Here is an 18,685-nt window from a genome sequence, read left to right as displayed (position 1 = left end):
CCACCTTAGACGCTCCATATCTCCCGACCGGCCTCGGGGTCCCCCGGCGGGGCGGAACGCACACAGCTGGGTGAACGGGCGGGGGGACGCCGCCGGCGGGGCGGTGGTGCTCGCCCGTCCTGCCGTCCGGGGAGGCAGCCGACCGGAAAAGGGACGAGTGTGGACAAAGCCCATGGCCTCGCGTCCGGGAACAGCGACCCGCGGTACCGGGTTGACCCAGCACGGAGGGTGAGCCCCGGCCCTAACGGTAGGCTCGCACAGAGAAGCGGGATCTACCCTCCGTGACCGGCACCACCCAAACGTCTGGTCCACAGCGACGTGGCCGACCCGGTCCCCTTCACGGGGTCACTCTTCAATACGGAAGGAGCCCTGAGACTAGGGTGAGCACCACGCCGACGAACGCATTCGAGTGGACCGAGCTGGACGAGCGTACGGTCGACACGGCACGTGTCCTGGCCATGGACGCAGTACAGAAGGTCGGCAACGGACACCCGGGGACGGCCATGTCGCTGGCCCCCGCGGCGTACCTGATCTTCCAGCGCTTCCTGCGCCACGACCCGACGGACCCCTCCTGGGTGGGGCGCGACCGCTTCGTCCTCTCCCCCGGGCACACCAGCCTGACGCTCTACACCCAGCTCTACCTGTCGGGCTACGGCCTGGAGCTGGACGACCTCAAGGCCTTCCGGGTCGCGGGCAGCCGCACCCCGGGCCACCCCGAGCACGGCCACACCGCCGGCGTGGAGACCACCACCGGCCCGCTCGGCCAGGGCATCGCCAACGCGGTCGGCATGGCGATGGCCGCGCGCTACGAGCGCGGGCTCTTCGACCCGGAGGCCGCCGCCGGCACCTCGCCGTTCGACCACACCATCTGGGCCGTCGTCTCCGACGGCGACCTGGAGGAGGGCATCTCGGCCGAGGCGTCCTCGCTGGCCGGCCACCAGAAGCTGGGCAACCTGGTCGCGCTGTACGACGACAACCACATCTCGATCGAGGGCGACACCGAGACGGCCTTCTCCGAGGACGTCCTGGCGCGCTACGCGGCGTACGGCTGGCACGTCCAGCGGGTCACCCCGAAGGAGAACGGCGACGTCGACGTGGCGGCGCTGGCCGCCGCGCTGGAGGCCGCCAAGGCCGAGACCTCGCGCCCGTCGATGATCGCCATGCGGACGATCATCGCCTGGCCGGCCCCGGACGCGCAGAACACCGCGAAGGCGCACGGCTCCGCGCTCGGCGCCGCCGAGATCGCCGCCACCAAGAAGGTGCTCGGCTTCAACCCCGACGAGACCTTCGAGGTGACCGACGAGGTCATCACCCACGCCCGCGAGGTGGTCACCCGCGGCAAGGCCTACCGGGCCGAGTGGGAGAAGGGCTTCGCCGCCTGGCGGGCCGGCGACCCGCAGCGCGCCGCCGAGTTCGACCGCATCCAGGCGGGCGAGCTGCCCGAGGGCTGGAAGAAGCAGATCCCGGTCTTCCCCGCGGGCAAGGACGTCGCCACCCGCAAGGCGAGCGGCGAGACCCTCAAGGCGATCGGCGGGGTCGTCCCGGAGCTGTGGGGCGGCTCGGCCGACCTCGCGGAGTCCAACCTGACCACCATCGACGAGGACAGCTCCTTCCTCCCCGAGGGCAACCCGCTGAAGAGCGCCTCGCCGTACGGCCGGACGATCCACTTCGGCATCCGCGAGCACGCCATGGGCTCGACCATGAACGGCATCGCGCTGCACGGCAGGACCCGCGTGTACGGCGGCACCTTCCTGGTCTTCGCCGACTACATGCGCCCGGCCGTGCGCCTGGCCGCGCTGATGAAGCTGCCGGTCACCTACGTCTGGACGCACGACTCGATCGGCCTCGGCGAGGACGGCCCGACCCACCAGCCGGTGGAGCACCTGGCCTCGCTGCGCGCCATCCCGGGCCTGTCGATCGTCCGCCCGGCCGACGCCAACGAGACGGCAGTCGCCTGGCGCACCGTCATCGAGCGGCAGACCAGCCACCCCGGCCCGGTCGGCCTGGCGCTCACCCGCCAGAACGTCCCGACGTACGACCGCGAGGTCTTCGGCTCCGCCGAGGGCACCGCGAAGGGCGGCTACATCCTGGCCGAGGCCTCCAGCGGCGTGCCGCAGGTGATCCTGCTCGGCACCGGCTCCGAGGTCCAGCTCGCCGTCAAGGCGCGCGAGGTCCTGGAGGCCGAGGGCATCCACACCCGGGTGGTCTCGCTGCCGTCCTTCGAGTGGTTCCAGGAGCAGGACCAGGCCTACCGCGACAGCGTGCTGCCGCCGGACGTCAAGGCCCGGGTCTCGATCGAGGCGGGCATCGCGCAGGGCTGGCGCGAGCTGGTCGGCGACCACGGCCGCATCGTCAGTCTGGAGCACTTCGGTGCCTCGGCCGACTACCAGGTGCTGTTCCAGGAGTTCGGCCTGACCAGCGAGAGCGTGGTGGCCGAGGCCCACAACGCGCTGCGTTCGCTGGAAGCCGTCAACCGCTAGCACAGCAGGCGGGCGCCCGCGGGCGCCTGTCCGGCACAGGACGCCGCGTACCCGGCCGCACACCGGGTACGCGGCCGGTCCGACGAACACAAAGACGCAGAAGACCAAGAAGAGGACTGAGCACCATGACTGACGCATTGAAGCGCCTCAGCGACGAAGGCGTGGCGATCTGGCTGGACGACCTCAGCCGCAAGCGGCTGAACACCGGCAACCTGGCCGAGCTGGTGCAGAACAAGCACGTCGTGGGCGTCACCACCAACCCGACCATCTTCCAGAAGGCCATCGGCGGGGGCGACACCTCCTACGACGCCCAGCTGCACGACCTCGCCGTCCGCAAGGTCACCACGGACGAGGCCGTCCGCATGATCACCACCTCGGACGTCCGCGACGCGGCCGACGTGCTGCGCCCGGTCTACGACGCCAGCAACGGCCGCGACGGCCGGGTCTCCATCGAGGTCGACCCGCGCCTGGCCCACGAGACCGCGGCGACCGTCGCCGAGGCCAAGCAGCTGTGGTGGCTGGTCGACCGCCCCAACGTGCTGATCAAGATCCCCGCCACCAAGGCCGGCCTGCCCGCCATCACCGAGGTCATCGGCAAGGGCATCAGCGTCAACGTCACGCTGATCTTCTCGCTGGAGCGCTACCGCGCCGTGGTGGACGCCTACCTGAGCGGCCTGGAGCAGGCCAAGTCCAAGGGCCTGGACCTCTCCGCCATCGAGTCGGTCGCCTCGTTCTTCGTGTCGCGCGTCGACACCGAGATCGACAAGCGCCTCGACAAGGTCGGCGGCGACGCCAAGAACCTGCGCTCCAAGGCCGCGCTGGCCAACGCCCGCCTCGCCTACCAGGCGTACGAGGAGGTCTTCGGCTCCGTCGACGGCTCCACCGCGCCGAGCGCCCGCTGGAAGGCCCTGGAGGCCGCCGGCGCCAACCCGCAGCGCCCGCTGTGGGCCTCGACCGGCGTGAAGGACCCGGCCCTGCCGGACACCCTGTACGTCACCGAGCTGGTCGCCCCCGGCACGGTCAACACCATGCCCGAGGCCACCCTGGAGGCCACCGGCGACCACGGGCAGGTCACCGCCGGCACCATCACCGACAACTACGCCGACGCCAAGTCCGTGATGGACGCCATCGCCGCCGCCGGGGTCGACTACGACGACGTCGTGCAGGTGCTGGAGGACGAGGGCGTCGAGAAGTTCGAGCAGTCCTGGAACGAACTGCTCGACACCGTCACCGCCTCGCTGGCCTCCTTCGCAGCCGAGAAGTGATCCCCGCTCACACCAGCGCACTGAAAGCGGAGCCAATCAAGTGAGCACTGATTACCCCGAGTTGACACAGGACGCCGAGGCGGGCGACCCCCCCACCGGCACCCGTCAACCCGCTCCGTGACCCCACCGACCGGCGGCTCCCGCGCATCGCGGGGCCGTCCGGCCTGGTCATCTTCGGGGTCACCGGCGACCTGTCCCGCAAGAAGCTCATGCCCGCCATCTACGACCTCGCCAACCGGGGGCTGCTGCCGCCGGGCTTCTCGCTGGTCGGGTTCGCCCGCCGCGAGTGGGAGGACGAGGACTTCGCCAAGGAGGTGCACGACGCGGTCAAGGAGCACGCGCGTACGCCGTTCCGCGAGGAGGTGTGGCAGCAGCTCGCCAAGGGCATGCGCTTCGTCCAGGGCGACTTCGACGACGACGACGCCTTCGACAAGCTGCGCGAGACCATCGAGGACCTCGACAAGGCGCAGGGGACGGGCGGCAACTTCGCGTTCTACCTCTCCGTCCCGCCGAAGTTCTTCCCGCTGGTCGTCCAGCAGCTGAAGAAGCACGGCCTGGCCGACCCGCCGCAGAACTCCTGGCGCCGCGCCGTCATCGAGAAGCCCTTCGGCCACGACCTGGAGAGCGCCCAGGAGCTGAACCGGATCGTCCACGAGGTCTTCCCCCGGGACGAGGTCTTCCGGATCGACCACTACCTGGGCAAGGAGACCGTCCAGAACATCCTGGCGCTCCGCTTCGCCAACACCATGTTCGAGCCGATCTGGAACCGGTCGTACGTCGACCACGTGCAGATCACCATGGCCGAGGACATCGGCATCGGCGGGCGCGCCGGGTACTACGACGGCATCGGCTCGGCCCGCGACGTCATCCAGAACCACCTGCTCCAGCTGATGGCGCTCACCGCCATCGAGGAGCCGGCGTCGTTCCACCCGAAGGCCCTGGTCGCCGAGAAGCTGAAGGTGCTCAGCGCCGTCAAGCTGCCCGAGGACCTCGGCAAGCACACCGTGCGCGGGCAGTACGCGGCCGGCTGGCAGGGTGGCGAGGAGGTCGTCGGGTACCTCGACGAGGACGGCATCAACCCCACCTCCAAGACCGACACCTACGCGGCCATCAAGCTGGAGATCAACAACCGCCGCTGGGCGGGCGTCCCGTTCTACCTGCGCACGGGCAAGCGCCTGGGCCGCCGGGTGACCGAGATCGCGGTGGTCTTCCAGCGGGCGCCGTACCTGCCGTTCGACTCCTACGCCACCGAGGAGCTGGGGCAGAACGCCCTGGTCATCCGGGTGCAGCCGGACGAGGGCGTCACGGTGCGGTTCGGCTCCAAGGTGCCGGGCACCTCCTTCGAGGTGCGGGACGTGACGATGGACTTCGCCTACGGCGAGTCCTTCACCGAGTCCAGCCCGGAGGCGTACGAGCGGCTCATCCTGGACGTGCTGCTGGGCGACGCCAACCTCTTCCCCCGGCACCAGGAGGTCGAGCTCTCCTGGGAGATCCTCGACCCGATCGAGAAGTACTGGGACACCCACGGCAAGCCGGCGCAGTACCCGGCGGGCGGCTGGGGCCCGGTTGAGGCGGACGAGATGCTCGCACGAGACGGCAGGAGCTGGCGCCGGCCATGAAGATCGACCTGACGGACACCACGTCCAGCAAGATCAACGCAGCCCTGATGGACGCCCGGCGGGCCGGCGGCGCCGGCGCGGCCGGGATGGTGCTCACGCTGGTGATCGTGACCGACGAGGGCAGCGCGTACGACGCCCTCAAGGCCGCCAACGACGCCTCCCGCGAGCACCCCTCGCGCACCCTCGCGGTGATCAAGCGCGCCGGGCGATCGCCCCGGGCCCGCGCCGAGACCCGCCTGGACGCCGAGATCCTGGTCGGCTCCGACGCCGGCTCCGGCGAGACGGTCGTCCTGCGGATGCACGGCGAGCTCGCCGCGCACGCGCAGTCGGTCGTCCTGCCGCTGCTGCTGCCGGACGCCCCGGTGGTGGTCTGGTGGCCGGAGAACTCCCCCGCGCACCCCGCGCAGGACCCGCTGGGCTCCATCGCCCAGCGCCGGATCACCGACGCGGTCACCGCCGAGTCGCCGGTCGGCCAGCTCGCCCAGCGGGCCCAGAGCTACACCCCCGGCGACACCGACCTCGCCTGGACCAGGATCACCGGCTGGCGCTCCATGCTGGCCGCCGCCCTGGACCAGCGCCCGGCGAAGGTCACCGCCGCCGTGGTCGAGGGCGAGTCGTACAACCCCAGCGTCGAGCTGCTCGGCCTCTGGCTGACCACCCGGCTGCACGTCCCGGTGGAGCGGGTCGTCACCGGCGGCCCCGGCATCACCTCGGTGACCCTGCGCACCAAGGACGGCGACATCATCCTCGACCGTCCCGACGGCCTGATGGGCACGCTGTCCATGCCGGGCGCGCCGGACCGCCAGGTGGCGCTCAAGCGGCGGGAGACCTCGGAGCTGATCGCCGAGGAGCTGCGCCGGCTCGACCCGGACGACATCTACGCGACGTCGGTCCGGACACCCGTCGAGCGGCTGCGCGAGCCGGCCAACGCCGAGACGGCGGCGGCCGACAAGGCCGCCAAGGCCGCCAAGACGGTCGAGGCGGCCACCGCCGCCCCGGCCCGGGTGACCGTCAAGGTGCCGGCCGAGGCCCCCGCGAAGGCACCGGCGAAGGCCGTGGCCAAGGCGCCCGCGAAGGCCGCGGCCAAGAAGACCGCGACCGGGGTGGCGAAGAAGGCTCCGGCCAAGCGCGCCACCAAGCGGAGCGGCGCGTGAGCGCCGCCGTCCCGCAGCTGGTGGTCCACCGGGACAAGGAGCTGATGGCCCAGGCCGCGGCGGCCCGGCTGATCACCCGGATCGTCGACGCGCAGTCCGCCCGCGGCACCGCCTCGGTGGTGCTGACGGGCGGGCGCAACGGCAACGCGCTGCTCGCCGCGATCGCCGCCTCCCCCGCACGGGACGCGGTGGACTGGAAGCACCTGGACCTCTGGTGGGGCGACGAGCGCTTCCTCCCCGCCGCGGACGGGGAGCGCAACGCCGTCCAGGCCAGGGCCGAGCTGCTGGCCCGGGTCCCGGTCGATCCGGCGCGGGTGCACGAGATGCCGGCCTCGGACGGGGCCGACGGCTCCGACGTGGAGGCGGCCGCCGACCGCTACGCGAAGGAGCTGGCCGCGGCCGCCGAGCCGGGCGACCGGCTGGGCGTACCGGCCTTCGACGTGCTGCTGCTCGGGGTCGGCCCTGACACCCACGTGGCGTCCCTCTTCCCCGAGCACCCGGGCGTCCGGGAGACCGAGCGGACCGTGATCGGCGTCCGGGGGGCTCCCAAGCCCCCGCCGAACAGGATCTCGCTCACCCTCCCGGCGATCCGGGCGGCCCGCGAGGTCTGGCTGCTCGCGGCCGGCGAGGACAAGGCCGACGCGGTCGCGCTGGCCCTCTCCGGCCCGGGCGAACTGCAGGCCCCCGCCTCCGGCGCGTACGGACGCAGCCGCACGCTCTGGCTGCTCGACCGGTCCGCCGCGTCGAACATCCCGGCGGAGCTGTACCCGCCGGCGTCGGCCTAGGACGGACCGAAGGGGGCGGGCGCCACGGCGCCCGCCCCCTTCGTCATGCCCGGCGAGCCTCCCCTGCGGACCGGGGACACCCCGCCGGCCGCCGGCGACCGGTGCCGGGCCGCCGGCACGGCAGCGCGGCCGCCGGGCGGCCCGGCAGGGGCGGCGCGGCGCTCATGCGGCCGCCGCCGTCCGGGCGGGGCGGGCCCCGTCGGTCATCAGCGCGGCTGCCCCGGGGGACCGGGACGATAAACCCCGTCCGTGGAGCGATGACGGCCGGGGCCGGGGCGGGAACGGAAAACGTGCGGGGGCCGGGCCCGTGGCCCGGCCCCCGCACGCGGGTGACGTCAGCTCAGATCTCGCCGCGCAGCTTGGCGAGCGCCTCGGCGAGGATCGCCTCGCCGTCGGCGTCGGTCCGCCGCTCACGGACGTACGCGAGGTGGGTCTTGTACGGCTCGTTGCGCGACGGGGCCGGCGGGTTGTGCTCGTCCTGGCCGGCCGGGAAGCCGCAGCGCGGGCAGTCCCAGGTGTCCGGGATGACGGCCTCGGCGGCGAAGCTGGGGCGCGTCTCGTGCTTGTTGGCGCACCAGAAGGAGATCCGGTTGCGGGGCGCGGACTCGCCGCGCTCCGCCTCGCCCATCGGGCCGGCGCCGACTCTGCTGCCACGGATGGCGTTGCCACTTGCCACGGTCTGACTCCCTGCGTGCTGATGCGATGCGATCTCAGCCGACACCCTGGGACAGGGAGACCCTGACCCCTCGCGGGGTGCGGATCGCGGCCAGTATCCACTGCCGGCCGGCTGCGGCCTGCGGGCGGTGGCGAAGTTGTCCCAGTGTAAGCAGCCGATAAGGATCTGTCCGCACCGCCTCCGGGAATGCGCCCTCGACGGGCACTCCCTCAGGATAGGCGGGCGGACGACGCCCCGTCAGATATGCGGCAAAAAGGCTGTTCGCGCAGGAAACATCAGCTCTTGTACTTGAGCACCAGGCCGAGAACCATGATGCAGGCGAACCAGCCGACCCCGACGATGATCGTGATGCGGTCGAGGTTGCGCTCGGCCACGGCCGAGCCGCCGCCCGCGGACATCGCGCCGCCGCCGAACATGTCGGACAGGCCGCCACCCTTGCCCTTGTGCAGCAGTACCAGCAGCACCATCAGCAGGCTGAAGATGATCAGGGCGATGGAGAACCCGAGAACCAACACAGCGGACCAACTCTCTCGTTCATCGGCAAGGGGCCGGGCCACCCTGAGCGGCCCGGCCCCAAAGCCTACGTTGCTGCAGCGGCGTTAGCCTACTGCCTGCTCACGGTAACGCACGATCCTGACGAACTCGTCGGCGTCCAGGGAGGCACCACCGATCAGGGCGCCGTCCACGTCGGGCTTGGCCATCAGGCCGGCCGCGCTGGAGGCCTTCACCGAACCGCCGTAGAGCACCCGGACCTTCGAGGCCAGCTCGCCGTCGTACAGCTCGGCCAGCCGGACGCGGATCGCCGCGCAGACCTCCTGGGCGTCCTCGGGGGTCGCCACCTCGCCGGTGCCGATCGCCCACACCGGCTCGTAGGCCACGACGATGCTCTCGGCGTCCGAGGCCGGCACGCCGTCCAGGGCGCCGTCCAGCTGGGCCAGCGTGTGGGCGACGTGGGTGCCCGCCTTCCGGACCTCCAGCGGCTCGCCGACGCACAGGATCGGCGTGATGCCGCTGCGGTAGGCCGCCTTCACCTTGGCGTTGACGATCTCCTCGTTCTCGCCGTGGTACTGGCGGCGCTCCGAGTGGCCGATGGCCGCGTAGGTGCACTTCAGCTTGGCGAGCATCGGGCCGGAGACCTCGCCGGTGTAGGCACCGGAGTCGTGGGCCGAGATGTCCTGCGAGCCGTACTTGATCTTCAGCTTGTCGCCGTCGACCAGGGTCTGGACCGAGCGCAGGTCGGTGAACGGCGTGAGCACCGCGACCTCGACCGCCTCGTAGTCCTTGTCGGCCAGCGCGAAGGCCAGCTTCTGGGTGTGCTGGATGGCCTCAAGGTGGTTGAGGTTCATCTTCCAGTTGCCCGCCATCAGCGGGAGACGCTCGGTCATTGATCAGCCTTCCAGGGCGGCGAGACCGGGGAGGGTCTTGCCCTCCAAGTATTCGAGGCTCGCGCCCCCGCCGGTCGAGATGTGCCCGAACTTCGTCTCGTCGAAGCCCAGGATGCGGACGGCGGCGGCGGAGTCCCCGCCACCGACCACGGTGAACGCGTCACTGTCGAGCAGCGCCTGCGCGACGGACTTGGTGCCCTCGGCGAACTCGGGGTGCTCGAAGACGCCGACCGGGCCGTTCCAGAACACGGTCTTCGCGTCGGCCAGCTTGGCCGCGAACAGCTCGCGCGACTTCGGGCCGATGTCCAGGCCCTCCTTGTCGGCGGGGATCTCGTCCGCGTCGACGACCGCGAAGTCGGCGACCGGGGCCAGCGTCTTCAGGTCGGGGAAGCTGCCCGAGACCGCGACGTCCACCGGCAGGACGAACTCCACGCCGTTGGCCTTGCCCCGCTCCAGGTACTCCAGGACGGTGGGGATCTGGTCCTTCTGCAGCAGCGAGATGCCCACCTCGTGGCCCAGGGCCGCGAGGAAGGTGTACGCCATGCCGCCGCCGATCAGGATGCGGTCGGCCTTGCCCAGCAGGTTGTCGATCACGCCGACCTTGTCGGAGACCTTGGAGCCGCCGAGCACGACCACGTACGGGCGCTCGACCTCCTCGGTGAGGCGCTTGAGCACGCCCACCTCGGTGGCGATCAGGTCGCCGACGGCGTGCGGCAGGCGGGCCGGCAGGTCGTAGACCGAGGCGTGCTTGCGGTGCACGGCGCCGAAGCCGTCGCCGACGTAGAGGTCGGCGAGACCGGCCAGGGCGTCCGCGAAGGCGCCGCGCTCGGCGTCGTCCTTGGCGGTCTCACCCGCGTTGAACCGCAGGTTCTCGAGCAGCGTGACCTCGCCGTCGGCCAGTGCGGCGACGGTGGCCTTCGCGCTCTCGCCCACGGTGTCGGTCGCGAACGAGACCGGCGCGGCAAGGATCTCGCCGAGGCGCACGGCCACCGGAGCGAGGGAGAACTGCGGGTCGGGCTCGCCCTTGGGACGGCCCAGGTGGGACGCGACGATCACCTTCGCGCCGGCCTGCAGCAGCTTGGTGATGGTCGGCGCGACGGCACGGATCCGGCCGTCGTCGGTGATGCTCCCGTTCGAGAGCGGGACGTTGAGGTCGGCGCGGACGAACACGCGCTTGCCGGCGACGTCGAGGTCTTCGATGGTCTTCACGGTCTTCGGGTCTCCTGGGGCGAGATGGAGCGAGGCGACGGCACGACTCCGGGCCGCCGGTCCGAGAAGCGAGGGTGCCGGGGTGAAGCGGGCGCAGGGACACGCCAAGAACAAGGCCCGGACGGCCACGCACGGCCGTCCGGGCCCTGTTCTCACATCACGTCAGCTCCCGCTGCGTCAGAGCTGGCCGCCGACGAGGGTGGTCAGGTTGACGAGGCGGTTGGAGTAGCCCCACTCGTTGTCGTACCAGCCGAAGATCTTGACCTGGTTGCCCTGGGCCATGGTCATCAGCGAGTCGAAGATCGTGGAGAACGGCGAGTTCACGATGTCGGAGGAGACGATCGGGTCCTCGGTGTACTGCAGGATGCCCTTGAGGGAGCCCTCGGACGCCTTCTGGAAGGCGGCGTTGACCTCCTCGACGGTGACCTCGCGCTCCAGGGTGACGACCAGGTCGGTGATCGAGCCGGTCGGGACCGGGACGCGCAGCGAGGTGCCGTCCAGCTTGCCCTTGAGCTCCGGCAGGACCAGCGCGGTGGCCTTGGCGGCACCGGTCGAGGTCGGGATGATGTTGATGGAGGCGGCGCGGGCGCGACGCAGGTCCTTGTGCGGGAAGTCCAGCGTGACCTGGTCGTTGGTGAACGCGTGCACCGTGGTCATCAGACCCTTGACGATGCCGAAGTTCTCCTGGAGAACCTTGGCCATCGGCGCCACGCAGTTCGTGGTGCAGGAGGCGTTGGAGATGACGGTGTGGTTCGCCGCGTCGTACTTGTCGTCGTTGACACCCATGACGATGGTGACGTCTTCGTCGGTGGCGGGCGCCGAGATGATGACCTTCTTGGCACCGGCGGTGACGTGCTTCTTCGCAGCGTCGGCCTTGGTGAAGATGCCGGTCGACTCGATCACGATGTCCACGCCCAGCTCGCCCCAGGGCAGGTTGGCCGGGTCACGCTCGGCGATGACCTTGAAGGTCTTGCCGTCGACGGTGATGCTGTCGGCCGTGTGGCTGACCTCGGCCTGGAGGGTGCCCAGGATCGAGTCGTACTTCAGCAGGTGCGCCAGGGTCTTGGTGTCGGTCAGGTCGTTGACACCGACGATCTCGATGTCCGCGGCCTGGGCCCGAACCGCGCGGAAGAAGTTGCGGCCAATGCGGCCGAATCCGTTGATGCCTACCCGGATCGTCACGAACCGATCTCCTTGTTAGGTACGCCGGAACTATGCCGACGGGGTGGAAATGGGATGTCCCCGACCACCCATGACCCTACCTCTCCGAGACCGGCGAGGGCACATCGCCCTGGGCCGACACCCTTGGCGTGGCGCGTCAAGGGCGTCCGAGCAGGGCATGTGTCACAGGCCTGCGCGGAGCCGGTCGCCGGACACCGAAAGGCACTTGGGGCGGAGCGGCCGAACAGTTCGGACGCGAAACGGCTGGTGTCCACGATGTGGGACACCAGCCGTTCAGCAACTGAGACCGGATCGCCGGGTCAGCTGAGCGCCATCTCGTCGGTCAGATTGGCCTCGGTGCTCGGCAGCCCGAGCTCGGAGGCCCGCTTGTCGGCCATCGCCAGCAGCCGGCGGATCCGCCCGGCAACCGCGTCCTTGGTCAGCGGCGGGTCGGCGAGCGCACCCAGCTCCTCCAGCGAGGCCTGCTTGTGCTGCATCCGCAGCTGGCCGGCGGCCGCCAGGTGCTCGGGCACCTCGTCGCCCAGGATCTCCAGCGCGCGCTGCACCCGGGCGCCGGCCGCGACCGCCGCCCGCGCCGAGCGGCGCAGGTTGGCGTCGTCGAAGTTGGCCAGCCGGTTGGCGGTCGCCCGCACCTCGCGGCGCATCCGGCGCTCCTCCCAGGCCAGCACCGACTCGTGCGCGCCCAGCCGGGTCAGCAGCGCGCCGATCGCGTCGCCGTCCCGGATCACCACCCGGTCCACCCCGCGCACCTCGCGGGCCTTGGCCGGGATGCCGAGCCGCCGGGCCGCACCCACCAGGGCCAGCGCCGCCTCGGAACCCGGGCAGGTGATCTCGAGCGAGGAGGACCTCCCCGGCTCGGTCAGCGAGCCGTGCGCCAGGAAGGCCCCGCGCCAGGCCGCCTCCGCGTCGCAGGTCGCGCCGGAGACCACCGCCGGGGGCAGGCCCCGGATCGGGCGTCCCCTGCCGTCCACCAGCCCGGTCTGCCGCGCGAGCAGCTCGCCGTCCTTGACCACCCGCACCACGTACCGGCTGCCGCGTCGCAGGCCGCCGGGGGCCATCACCACCAGATCCGAGGAGTGTCCGAAGATCTCCAGCAGATCCTTGCGCAGTCGCCGCGCCGCCACGCCGGTGTCCAGCTCAGCCTCGATCACGATCCGGCCGCTCACAATGTGCAAGCCGCCGGCGAACCTGAGGATCGCCGAAACCTCCGCCTTGCGGCAGCAGGCCCGGGTGACGGGGAGCCGGCTGATTTCGTCCTTCACCGCTGCCGTCATCGCCATGGGCCGATCCTTCCATGTGTCCGGAAAATCCGGTCGTACGCCGCGGCCAGAAGCTCCCGGTCGTGTCGCGGCGTACCGTCCGCCGCGGCGACCCGGTCGAGCACCAGCGCCGCTCCCATCCGCTCCGCCGCCTTCTCCAGGCCGGCCAGGTCGGCGACACCGAAGGCGCCGCCGGTGACCGCCCGCTCGTCCACCAGGATCGCATCAACGGCGAGCTCCGGGGCGTGGTCGGCTATCACCTCCAGGTGGCGCTGCGGGGTGAAGCCCTCGGTCTCGCCCGGCTGGGGGGCCAGGTTCAGGGTGAGCAGGCGCCTGGCCCGGGTCTCGGTGAGCGCCTTGGCGAGGTCCGGGACGAGCAGGTGCGGCAGCACGCTGGTGAACCAGGAGCCGGGGCCCAGCACCACCCAGTCGGCCTCCCGGACGGCCGCCACGGCCTCGGGGACGGCCGGCGGCGCGTCCGGCAGCAACCGGATGGACTGCACCGTCCCCGGGGTCACCGCGACGTTCGCCTGGCCGCGCACGGCGGACAGCTCGCCGGGCAGGGCCGGGTCGTGACCGCGGACGACCGCCTCGATGTCCAGCGGGACGGCGGACATCGGCAGCACCCGGCCCTGCACGTTGAGCAGCCGGCCGACCCAGTCCAGCGCGGCCACCGGGTCGCCGAGCTTCTCCCAGAGCGCCACGATCAGCAGGTTGCCGACCGCGTGCCCGCCCAGCTCGCCGGTGCCGCTGAAGCGCTGCTGGATCACCTCGGACCAGGTCCGGCCCCAGTCGTCGTCGCCGCAGAGCGCCGCCAGCGCCTTGCGCAGGTCGCCCGGCGGCAGGACGCCGAGCTCGGTGCGCAGCCGGCCGCTGGAGCCGCCGTCGTCCGCCACCGTCACCACCGCGGTGAGGTCGGTGGTCAGCCGGCGCAGCGCCGACAGCGAGGCCGACAGGCCCTGCCCGCCGCCCAGCGCCGCGATCCTCGGGGCCTTGGCGCGGGGTCTGCCCGTCATCCAGCGCAAGGGGACCGCCGACCGGTCGGCGGCCTTGTTCTGGAGCTGCCGCCCGGGCACGTATCCCGCCACAACCACCTCGCGTTCCTCTGCCTGCCGCCGCCGGCTGCCTGGCGGCAGGGCGTCGCGGCTACTCCCGTCCCATGTCCCGGTGGACGAGCACCGTCTCCACCCCGTCGGCGATGAGACGCTTCGTCAGCCGTTCGGACATGGCCACGCTGCGGTGCTTGCCACCGGTGCAGCCTACGGCAAGCGTCATGTACCGCTTTCCCTCGCGGCGGTACCCCTCGGTGACGATACGCAGCAGGTCCGTGTAGCCGTCAAGGAATTCGTTCGCCCCGGGCTGCTGGAACACGTAGTCGGCGACGTCACTGTCCGTGCCGGTGCGGGCACGCAGCTCTGGGACCCAGTGCGGATTGGGCAGGAACCGGCAGTCCACCACGAGGTCCGCGTCGACCGGCAGGCCGTACTTGAAACCGAAGGACATCACCGTCGCGCGGAGCTCGGGCTCGTCGTGGTCGGCGAACTGGGCGTCGAGCTTGGCCCGCAGCTGGTGGACGTTGAGGTTGGAGGTGTCGATCACCAGGTCGGCCTCGCCGCGCAGCTCGCGCAGCAGGTCCCGCTCCTGGGCGATGCCGTCCACGATCCGGCCGTCGGCCTGCAGCGGGTGCGGGCGGCGGACGCTCTCGAAGCGGCGGACCAGCGCGTCGTCGGAGGACTCCAGGAAGACCACGCGCAGCCGCACGCCGCGCTTCTCCAGCTCGTCCAGCGAGGTCAGCAGGTCGTCGAAGAACTTGCGGCCGCGGACGTCCACCACGACGCCGATCCGGGCGACGGCGCCCTGGGAGCGCGCGCCGAGGTCGACCATGGTGGGGATGAGCGCCGGCGGCAGGTTGTCCACGACGAACCAGCCCAGGTCCTCCAGGCACTTGGCCGCCGTGGAGCGGCCGGCCCCGGACATGCCGGAGATGATCACCAGCTCCGGGGTGGTCTCCGCCCCGGGCTGCGGCCGGGCGGTACCCCCATCGTCTGTCACGGTCACTTCGCTTCCCCGCTCTCGGTGGTTCTGCTGAGGAGAACGCCCGGGGCGGCGCCGCGCTTCCCCAGGTCACCCTGGGGAGTGAACGCGGGCCGCACGGACTGACGGGCGGCGCCGGCCGTCATGGCGTCTCCGGTTGCGTTGCGGTCGGTGGCACTGCGGCCGGCGGCATCGGCGCCGCCGGCCCCGCGGGCGGCGCTGCCGCGGCGGGCAGCGCGGTGCCGCCCTCGGCGGCGTCCCCGGTCACGGCGCCCTCGTCGGCACCGTCGTCAAGGATCTCCCCGGTGGCGGTGTTCACCGCGAATGCCGCGGGTGTACGGGAGGCCAACGCCGCCGCAACAGTCTCGGCGGTGCGCCGGCCGATCCCCGGGACCTCGCAGAGCTCGTCCACGGTGGCCGCCCTGAGCTTCTTCAGCGAACCGAAGTGCTTGAGCAGTGCCTGGCGGCGAGTCTCGCCCAGGCCGGGAACGGAGTCCAGCTCCCCGGCGGTGAGTCGCTTGGAACGCTTGTTGCGCTGGTAGGAGATCGCGAAGCGGTGGGCCTCGTCGCGGACCCGCTGCAGCAGGTACAGGCCCTCGCTGCTGCGCGGCAGCACCACCGGGTCGTCCTCGCCGGGCAGCCAGACCTCCTCCAGGCGCTTGGCCAGGCCGCAGAGGGCGACGTCGTCGATGCCCAGCTCGTCCAGCGCCCGGCGGGCGGCGGCGACCTGCGGCTGGCCGCCGTCGACCACCAGCAGCTGCGGCGGGTAGGCGAACCGGCGCGGCCGGCCGGTCTCCGGGTCGATCGGACCGGCCGGCAGCTCGCCGGCGGTGACGGTGGCGTTCGCGGCGTCCGGGACCGTCGCGTCGGCGCCGGCCGGCCGCTGCCCCGGGTCGTCGGCCTCCGGGACGGCCCACTCGCCGGTCTGCTCGCGCTCCTGGAGGTAGCGGCGGAACCGGCGGCTGATCACCTCGTGCATCGAGCGGACGTCGTCCTGGCCCTCGAAGCCCTTGATCTGGAACCGCCGGTACTCGCTCTTGCGGGCCAGACCGTCCTCGAAGACCACCATCGAGGCGACCACGTCCTCGCCCTGCAGGTGCGAGATGTCGAAGCACTCGATGCGCAGCGGCACCGAGTCGAGCTCCAGCGCGTCGGCGATCTCCTGCAGGGCCCGGCTGCGGGTGGTGAGGTCGGAGGCGCGCTTGGTCTTGTGCAGGGCCAGCGACTGCTGGGCGTTGCGCTCGACCGTGGCCATCAGGTCCTTCTTGTCACCGCGTTGCGGCACCCGCAGATCGACCTGGGACCCGCGCAGGCCGCTCAGCCACTCCCGCACCGGCGCTGCCGGCTCGGGCAGCGCGGGCACCAGCACCTCGCGCGGGACGCTCTCCGCGCCACCGCCGTACAGCTGTTGGAGGGCGTGCTCGACCAGCGCCGCGGTGTCGACGTCCTCGACCTTGTCGGTGACCCAGCCGCGCTGCCCGCGCACCCGGCCGCCGCGGACGTGGAAGATCTGGACGGCGGCCTCCAGTTCGTCCTCGGCGAGGGCCAGCAGGTCGGCGTCGGTCCCGTCGGCGAGGACGACGGCGTTCTTCTCCATCGCCCGCTTGAGGGCGCCGATGTCGTCGCGCAGCCGGGCGGCCTTCTCGTACTCCATCTCGGCGGCGGCGTCCCGCATCTGCTCCTCCAGCCGGCGCAGGTGGTTACCGGTGCGCCCGGCCATGAAGTCGCAGAACTCCTCGGCCAGCTCGACGTGTTCGGCCTGCGAGATCTTGCCGACGCAGGGTGCCGCGCACTTGCCGATGTACCCGAGCAGACAGGGCCGGCCGACCTGGGCGGCCCGCTTGAAGACGCCGTTGGAGCAGGTACGGACGGGGAAGACCCGCAGCAGCAGGTCGACCGTCTCGCGGATCGCCCAGGCGTGCCCGTACGGACCGAAGTAGCGCACGCCCTTCTTGTGCGCCCCGCGCATCACCTGGACCCGCGGGAACTCCTCGTTGAGGGTCACCGCGAGCTCCGGATAGCTCTTGTCGTCGCGGTACTTGACGTTGAACCGGGGATCGAACTCCTTGATCCAGGAGTACTCCAGCTGCAGCGCCTCGACCTCGGTGCCGACCACCGTCCACTCGACGGAGGCGGCGGTGGTGACCATCGTCGCGGTGCGGGGGTGCAGGCCGGCGATGTCCTGGAAGTAGGAGGACAGCCGCGGGCGCAGGCTCTTGGCCTTGCCGACGTAGATGACCCGCCCGTGGGCGTCGCGGAACCGGTAGACACCGGGTGAGGTCGGGATCGCGCCCGGGGCGGGGCGGTAGGTGGACGGGTCAGCCATGGGTCTACCGTACCGAGTCGGCCGGACATCCCGGGGTCCGGTTCACCGTTCGGGCGGCGGGTCCCGCCGCCGGTCCGCCGGGCGGTCCGTCCGCAGGTCGGACCGCAGGCCGGACCCCAGGTCGGGCGCCGGGCCGGGGAGCGGCGCGGGCAGCCGGTCGGGCGCCGGGCCGGGAGGCGGCACGGGCGGGGCGTTCAGCGGTCGCCGCCGAGGTCGAGCAGGTCCGCGCCGAGCGGGGTGATCGAGTGGAGCACCGCCCCGCCGCGGCGGCGGGTGGTGATCAGGTTGGCCTCGCGCAGGACGCCCGCGTGCTGGCTGGCCGCCGCCGGGGAGACGCCGAGCCGGCGGGCCAGCTCCCCGGTGCTGCAGCCGCCGGCGACGACGTCCAGCGCGGCGGCCCGGGTGCGGCCCAGCAGGGCTCCCAGCGGATTCCGGCCCGGCCCGCGGTCGTCCCAGAAGGCGGCCGCCACGAGCGGATCGCGCAACGCCGGGACGCCCAGCACCGGTGGCGCCGCCTCGTCCCGGAGATCGGTCAGCAGCTCCGCCCGGCCGGCCAGGAACACCGACGGCGCCAGGACGAGGCCGCGGCCGTTCAGCCGGATCTCGGCGTCCCGGGGGAAGCGCACCTCCAGCACCGGGCTGCGCCAGCGCACCAGGGCCGGGCAGAGCGTCTCCAGCAGCCGCTCGACGCCGCCGTCCAGGACCGTGCGCGCGTAGTCGGCGCGGACGGCGTCGAGGTGCCCGCGGATCCGGTGCCAGTACGGCTCGACCAAGGTCCGGTAGCAGGCGTCCAGGGAGCCGGCCAGCAGCCTCCTGGCGTCCTGGTCGCCGTCGGTCAGCGCCCGCAGCCAGCCCGGTTCGGCCCTGGGCAGCGGCAGGTGCTCCAGCTCCATCCGCAGCACCGTGTCCGGGACGGTCAGCAGGTGCTCGACCCCCGCCTCGATGGCCGGCGCGGACCCGGCCAGGGCCCGTAGGTCGAGGCCCCGGCCCGGGCCGGGCACCAGCGACATCATCGGGCGCAACGGCTCCCGGGGCCCGTCGCGACCGGGCCGCCCCGCGCTGCCGCCGATCCTGGCGAGCAGCTCCCGGCGCCACGGCCGGAAGCCCACCGGGACGTCGCGGCAGAGCAGTTGGTCGAGGGCGTGGCCGGTCTCGGCGGCCGCCCCGGCGCCGCCGCTCACCCTGGTCCTGGCCAGGTCGTCCGCCGTGAAGTGGATCCGCAGCATCGATCGTCCCTCCCCCAGGAGGCCCCCGCCCCCGCCCCGTCTGCAGTCTCGCGGGTCGGGGGCACGCCGTCCAGCAGGGCCTTTA

15 protein-coding genes are annotated in these 18,685 nt (G+C 72.1%); 5 read left to right on the top strand and 10 right to left on the bottom strand.

The window, feature by feature from the left end:
- Positions 1-380: 380 nt before the first annotated feature.
- The 5 genes from tkt (at position 381) to pgl (ending at position 7,303) form a co-directional block, all read left to right on the top strand.
- Positions 381-2,480, top strand: a complete 2,100-nt coding sequence (gene tkt / locus J2S46_RS28415; RefSeq protein ID WP_191289913.1) for a transketolase — start codon at positions 381-383, stop codon at positions 2,478-2,480.
- Between the two features lie 125 nt (positions 2,481-2,605).
- Positions 2,606-3,745: a transaldolase gene (tal, locus tag J2S46_RS28410; RefSeq protein WP_191289914.1), complete on the top strand. Its 1,140-nt coding sequence runs from the start codon at positions 2,606-2,608 to the stop codon at positions 3,743-3,745.
- A 146-nt stretch (positions 3,746-3,891) separates the two neighbouring features.
- A complete protein-coding gene (gene zwf / locus J2S46_RS28405; protein ID WP_307352832.1) occupies positions 3,892-5,364 on the top strand; it encodes a glucose-6-phosphate dehydrogenase in 1,473 nt (490 codons plus the stop codon).
- Positions 5,361-6,518: a glucose-6-phosphate dehydrogenase assembly protein OpcA gene (opcA, locus tag J2S46_RS28400; protein ID WP_191289915.1), complete on the top strand. Its 1,158-nt coding sequence runs from the start codon at positions 5,361-5,363 to the stop codon at positions 6,516-6,518. Before zwf ends, opcA begins: the two co-directional genes overlap by 4 nt.
- Positions 6,515-7,303 (top strand): 6-phosphogluconolactonase, encoded by a 789-nt coding sequence (gene pgl / locus J2S46_RS28395; protein WP_268255688.1) that lies wholly within the window; start codon positions 6,515-6,517, stop codon positions 7,301-7,303. Before opcA ends, pgl begins: the two co-directional genes overlap by 4 nt.
- Positions 7,304-7,643: 340 nt before the next feature.
- On the opposite strand, the gene J2S46_RS28390 is transcribed toward pgl, so the two are convergent.
- The 10 genes from J2S46_RS28390 to J2S46_RS28345 all read right to left on the bottom strand — a co-directional run bounded on the left by J2S46_RS28390 (position 7,644) and on the right by J2S46_RS28345 (position 18,600).
- Positions 7,644-7,979: an RNA polymerase-binding protein RbpA gene (locus J2S46_RS28390; protein ID WP_035841977.1), complete on the bottom strand. Its 336-nt coding sequence runs from the start codon at positions 7,977-7,979 to the stop codon at positions 7,644-7,646.
- Positions 7,980-8,254: 275 nt separating this feature from the next.
- Positions 8,255-8,491, bottom strand: a complete 237-nt coding sequence (secG, locus tag J2S46_RS28385) for a preprotein translocase subunit SecG (RefSeq protein ID WP_073929032.1) — start codon at positions 8,489-8,491, stop codon at positions 8,255-8,257.
- Between the two features lie 87 nt (positions 8,492-8,578).
- Positions 8,579-9,364: a triose-phosphate isomerase gene (gene tpiA, locus J2S46_RS28380; RefSeq protein WP_229912686.1), complete on the bottom strand. Its 786-nt coding sequence runs from the start codon at positions 9,362-9,364 to the stop codon at positions 8,579-8,581.
- A gap of 3 nt (positions 9,365-9,367) precedes the next feature.
- Complete coding sequence (locus J2S46_RS28375; protein WP_229912687.1) at positions 9,368-10,573, bottom strand: phosphoglycerate kinase; 1,206 nt, start codon at positions 10,571-10,573, stop codon at positions 9,368-9,370.
- A 177-nt stretch (positions 10,574-10,750) separates the two neighbouring features.
- On the bottom strand, positions 10,751-11,755 hold the full coding sequence (gene gap / locus J2S46_RS28370; protein ID WP_190214819.1) for a type I glyceraldehyde-3-phosphate dehydrogenase: 1,005 nt from the start codon (positions 11,753-11,755) through the stop codon (positions 10,751-10,753).
- A 299-nt stretch (positions 11,756-12,054) separates the two neighbouring features.
- The gene (gene whiA / locus J2S46_RS28365; RefSeq protein WP_073928888.1) at positions 12,055-13,035 is read right to left on the bottom strand and encodes a DNA-binding protein WhiA; all 981 of its coding nucleotides are present in this window, start codon (positions 13,033-13,035) and stop codon (positions 12,055-12,057) included.
- Entirely contained in the window at positions 13,026-14,030 is a 1,005-nt protein-coding gene (locus tag J2S46_RS28360; RefSeq protein ID WP_191289978.1) for a gluconeogenesis factor YvcK family protein, read from the bottom strand. The genes whiA and J2S46_RS28360 overlap by 10 nt, the downstream gene beginning before the upstream one ends.
- Before the next feature lie 130 nt (positions 14,031-14,160).
- Entirely contained in the window at positions 14,161-14,991 is an 831-nt protein-coding gene (rapZ, locus tag J2S46_RS28355; protein WP_229912698.1) for an RNase adapter RapZ, read from the bottom strand.
- A 199-nt stretch (positions 14,992-15,190) separates the two neighbouring features.
- Positions 15,191-17,374: an excinuclease ABC subunit UvrC gene (gene uvrC, locus J2S46_RS28350; protein WP_229912688.1), complete on the bottom strand. Its 2,184-nt coding sequence runs from the start codon at positions 17,372-17,374 to the stop codon at positions 15,191-15,193.
- 194 nt (positions 17,375-17,568) lie between these two features.
- Positions 17,569-18,600 (bottom strand): winged helix-turn-helix domain-containing protein, encoded by a 1,032-nt coding sequence (locus J2S46_RS28345; protein ID WP_191289916.1) that lies wholly within the window; start codon positions 18,598-18,600, stop codon positions 17,569-17,571.
- Between the last annotated feature and the right edge of the window lie 85 nt (positions 18,601-18,685).

Source organism: Kitasatospora herbaricolor, assembly GCF_030813695.1.
GTDB classification, from domain to species: domain Bacteria; phylum Actinomycetota; class Actinomycetes; order Streptomycetales; family Streptomycetaceae; genus Kitasatospora; species Kitasatospora herbaricolor.
This window is presented reverse-complemented; position numbering and strand designations above follow the sequence as displayed.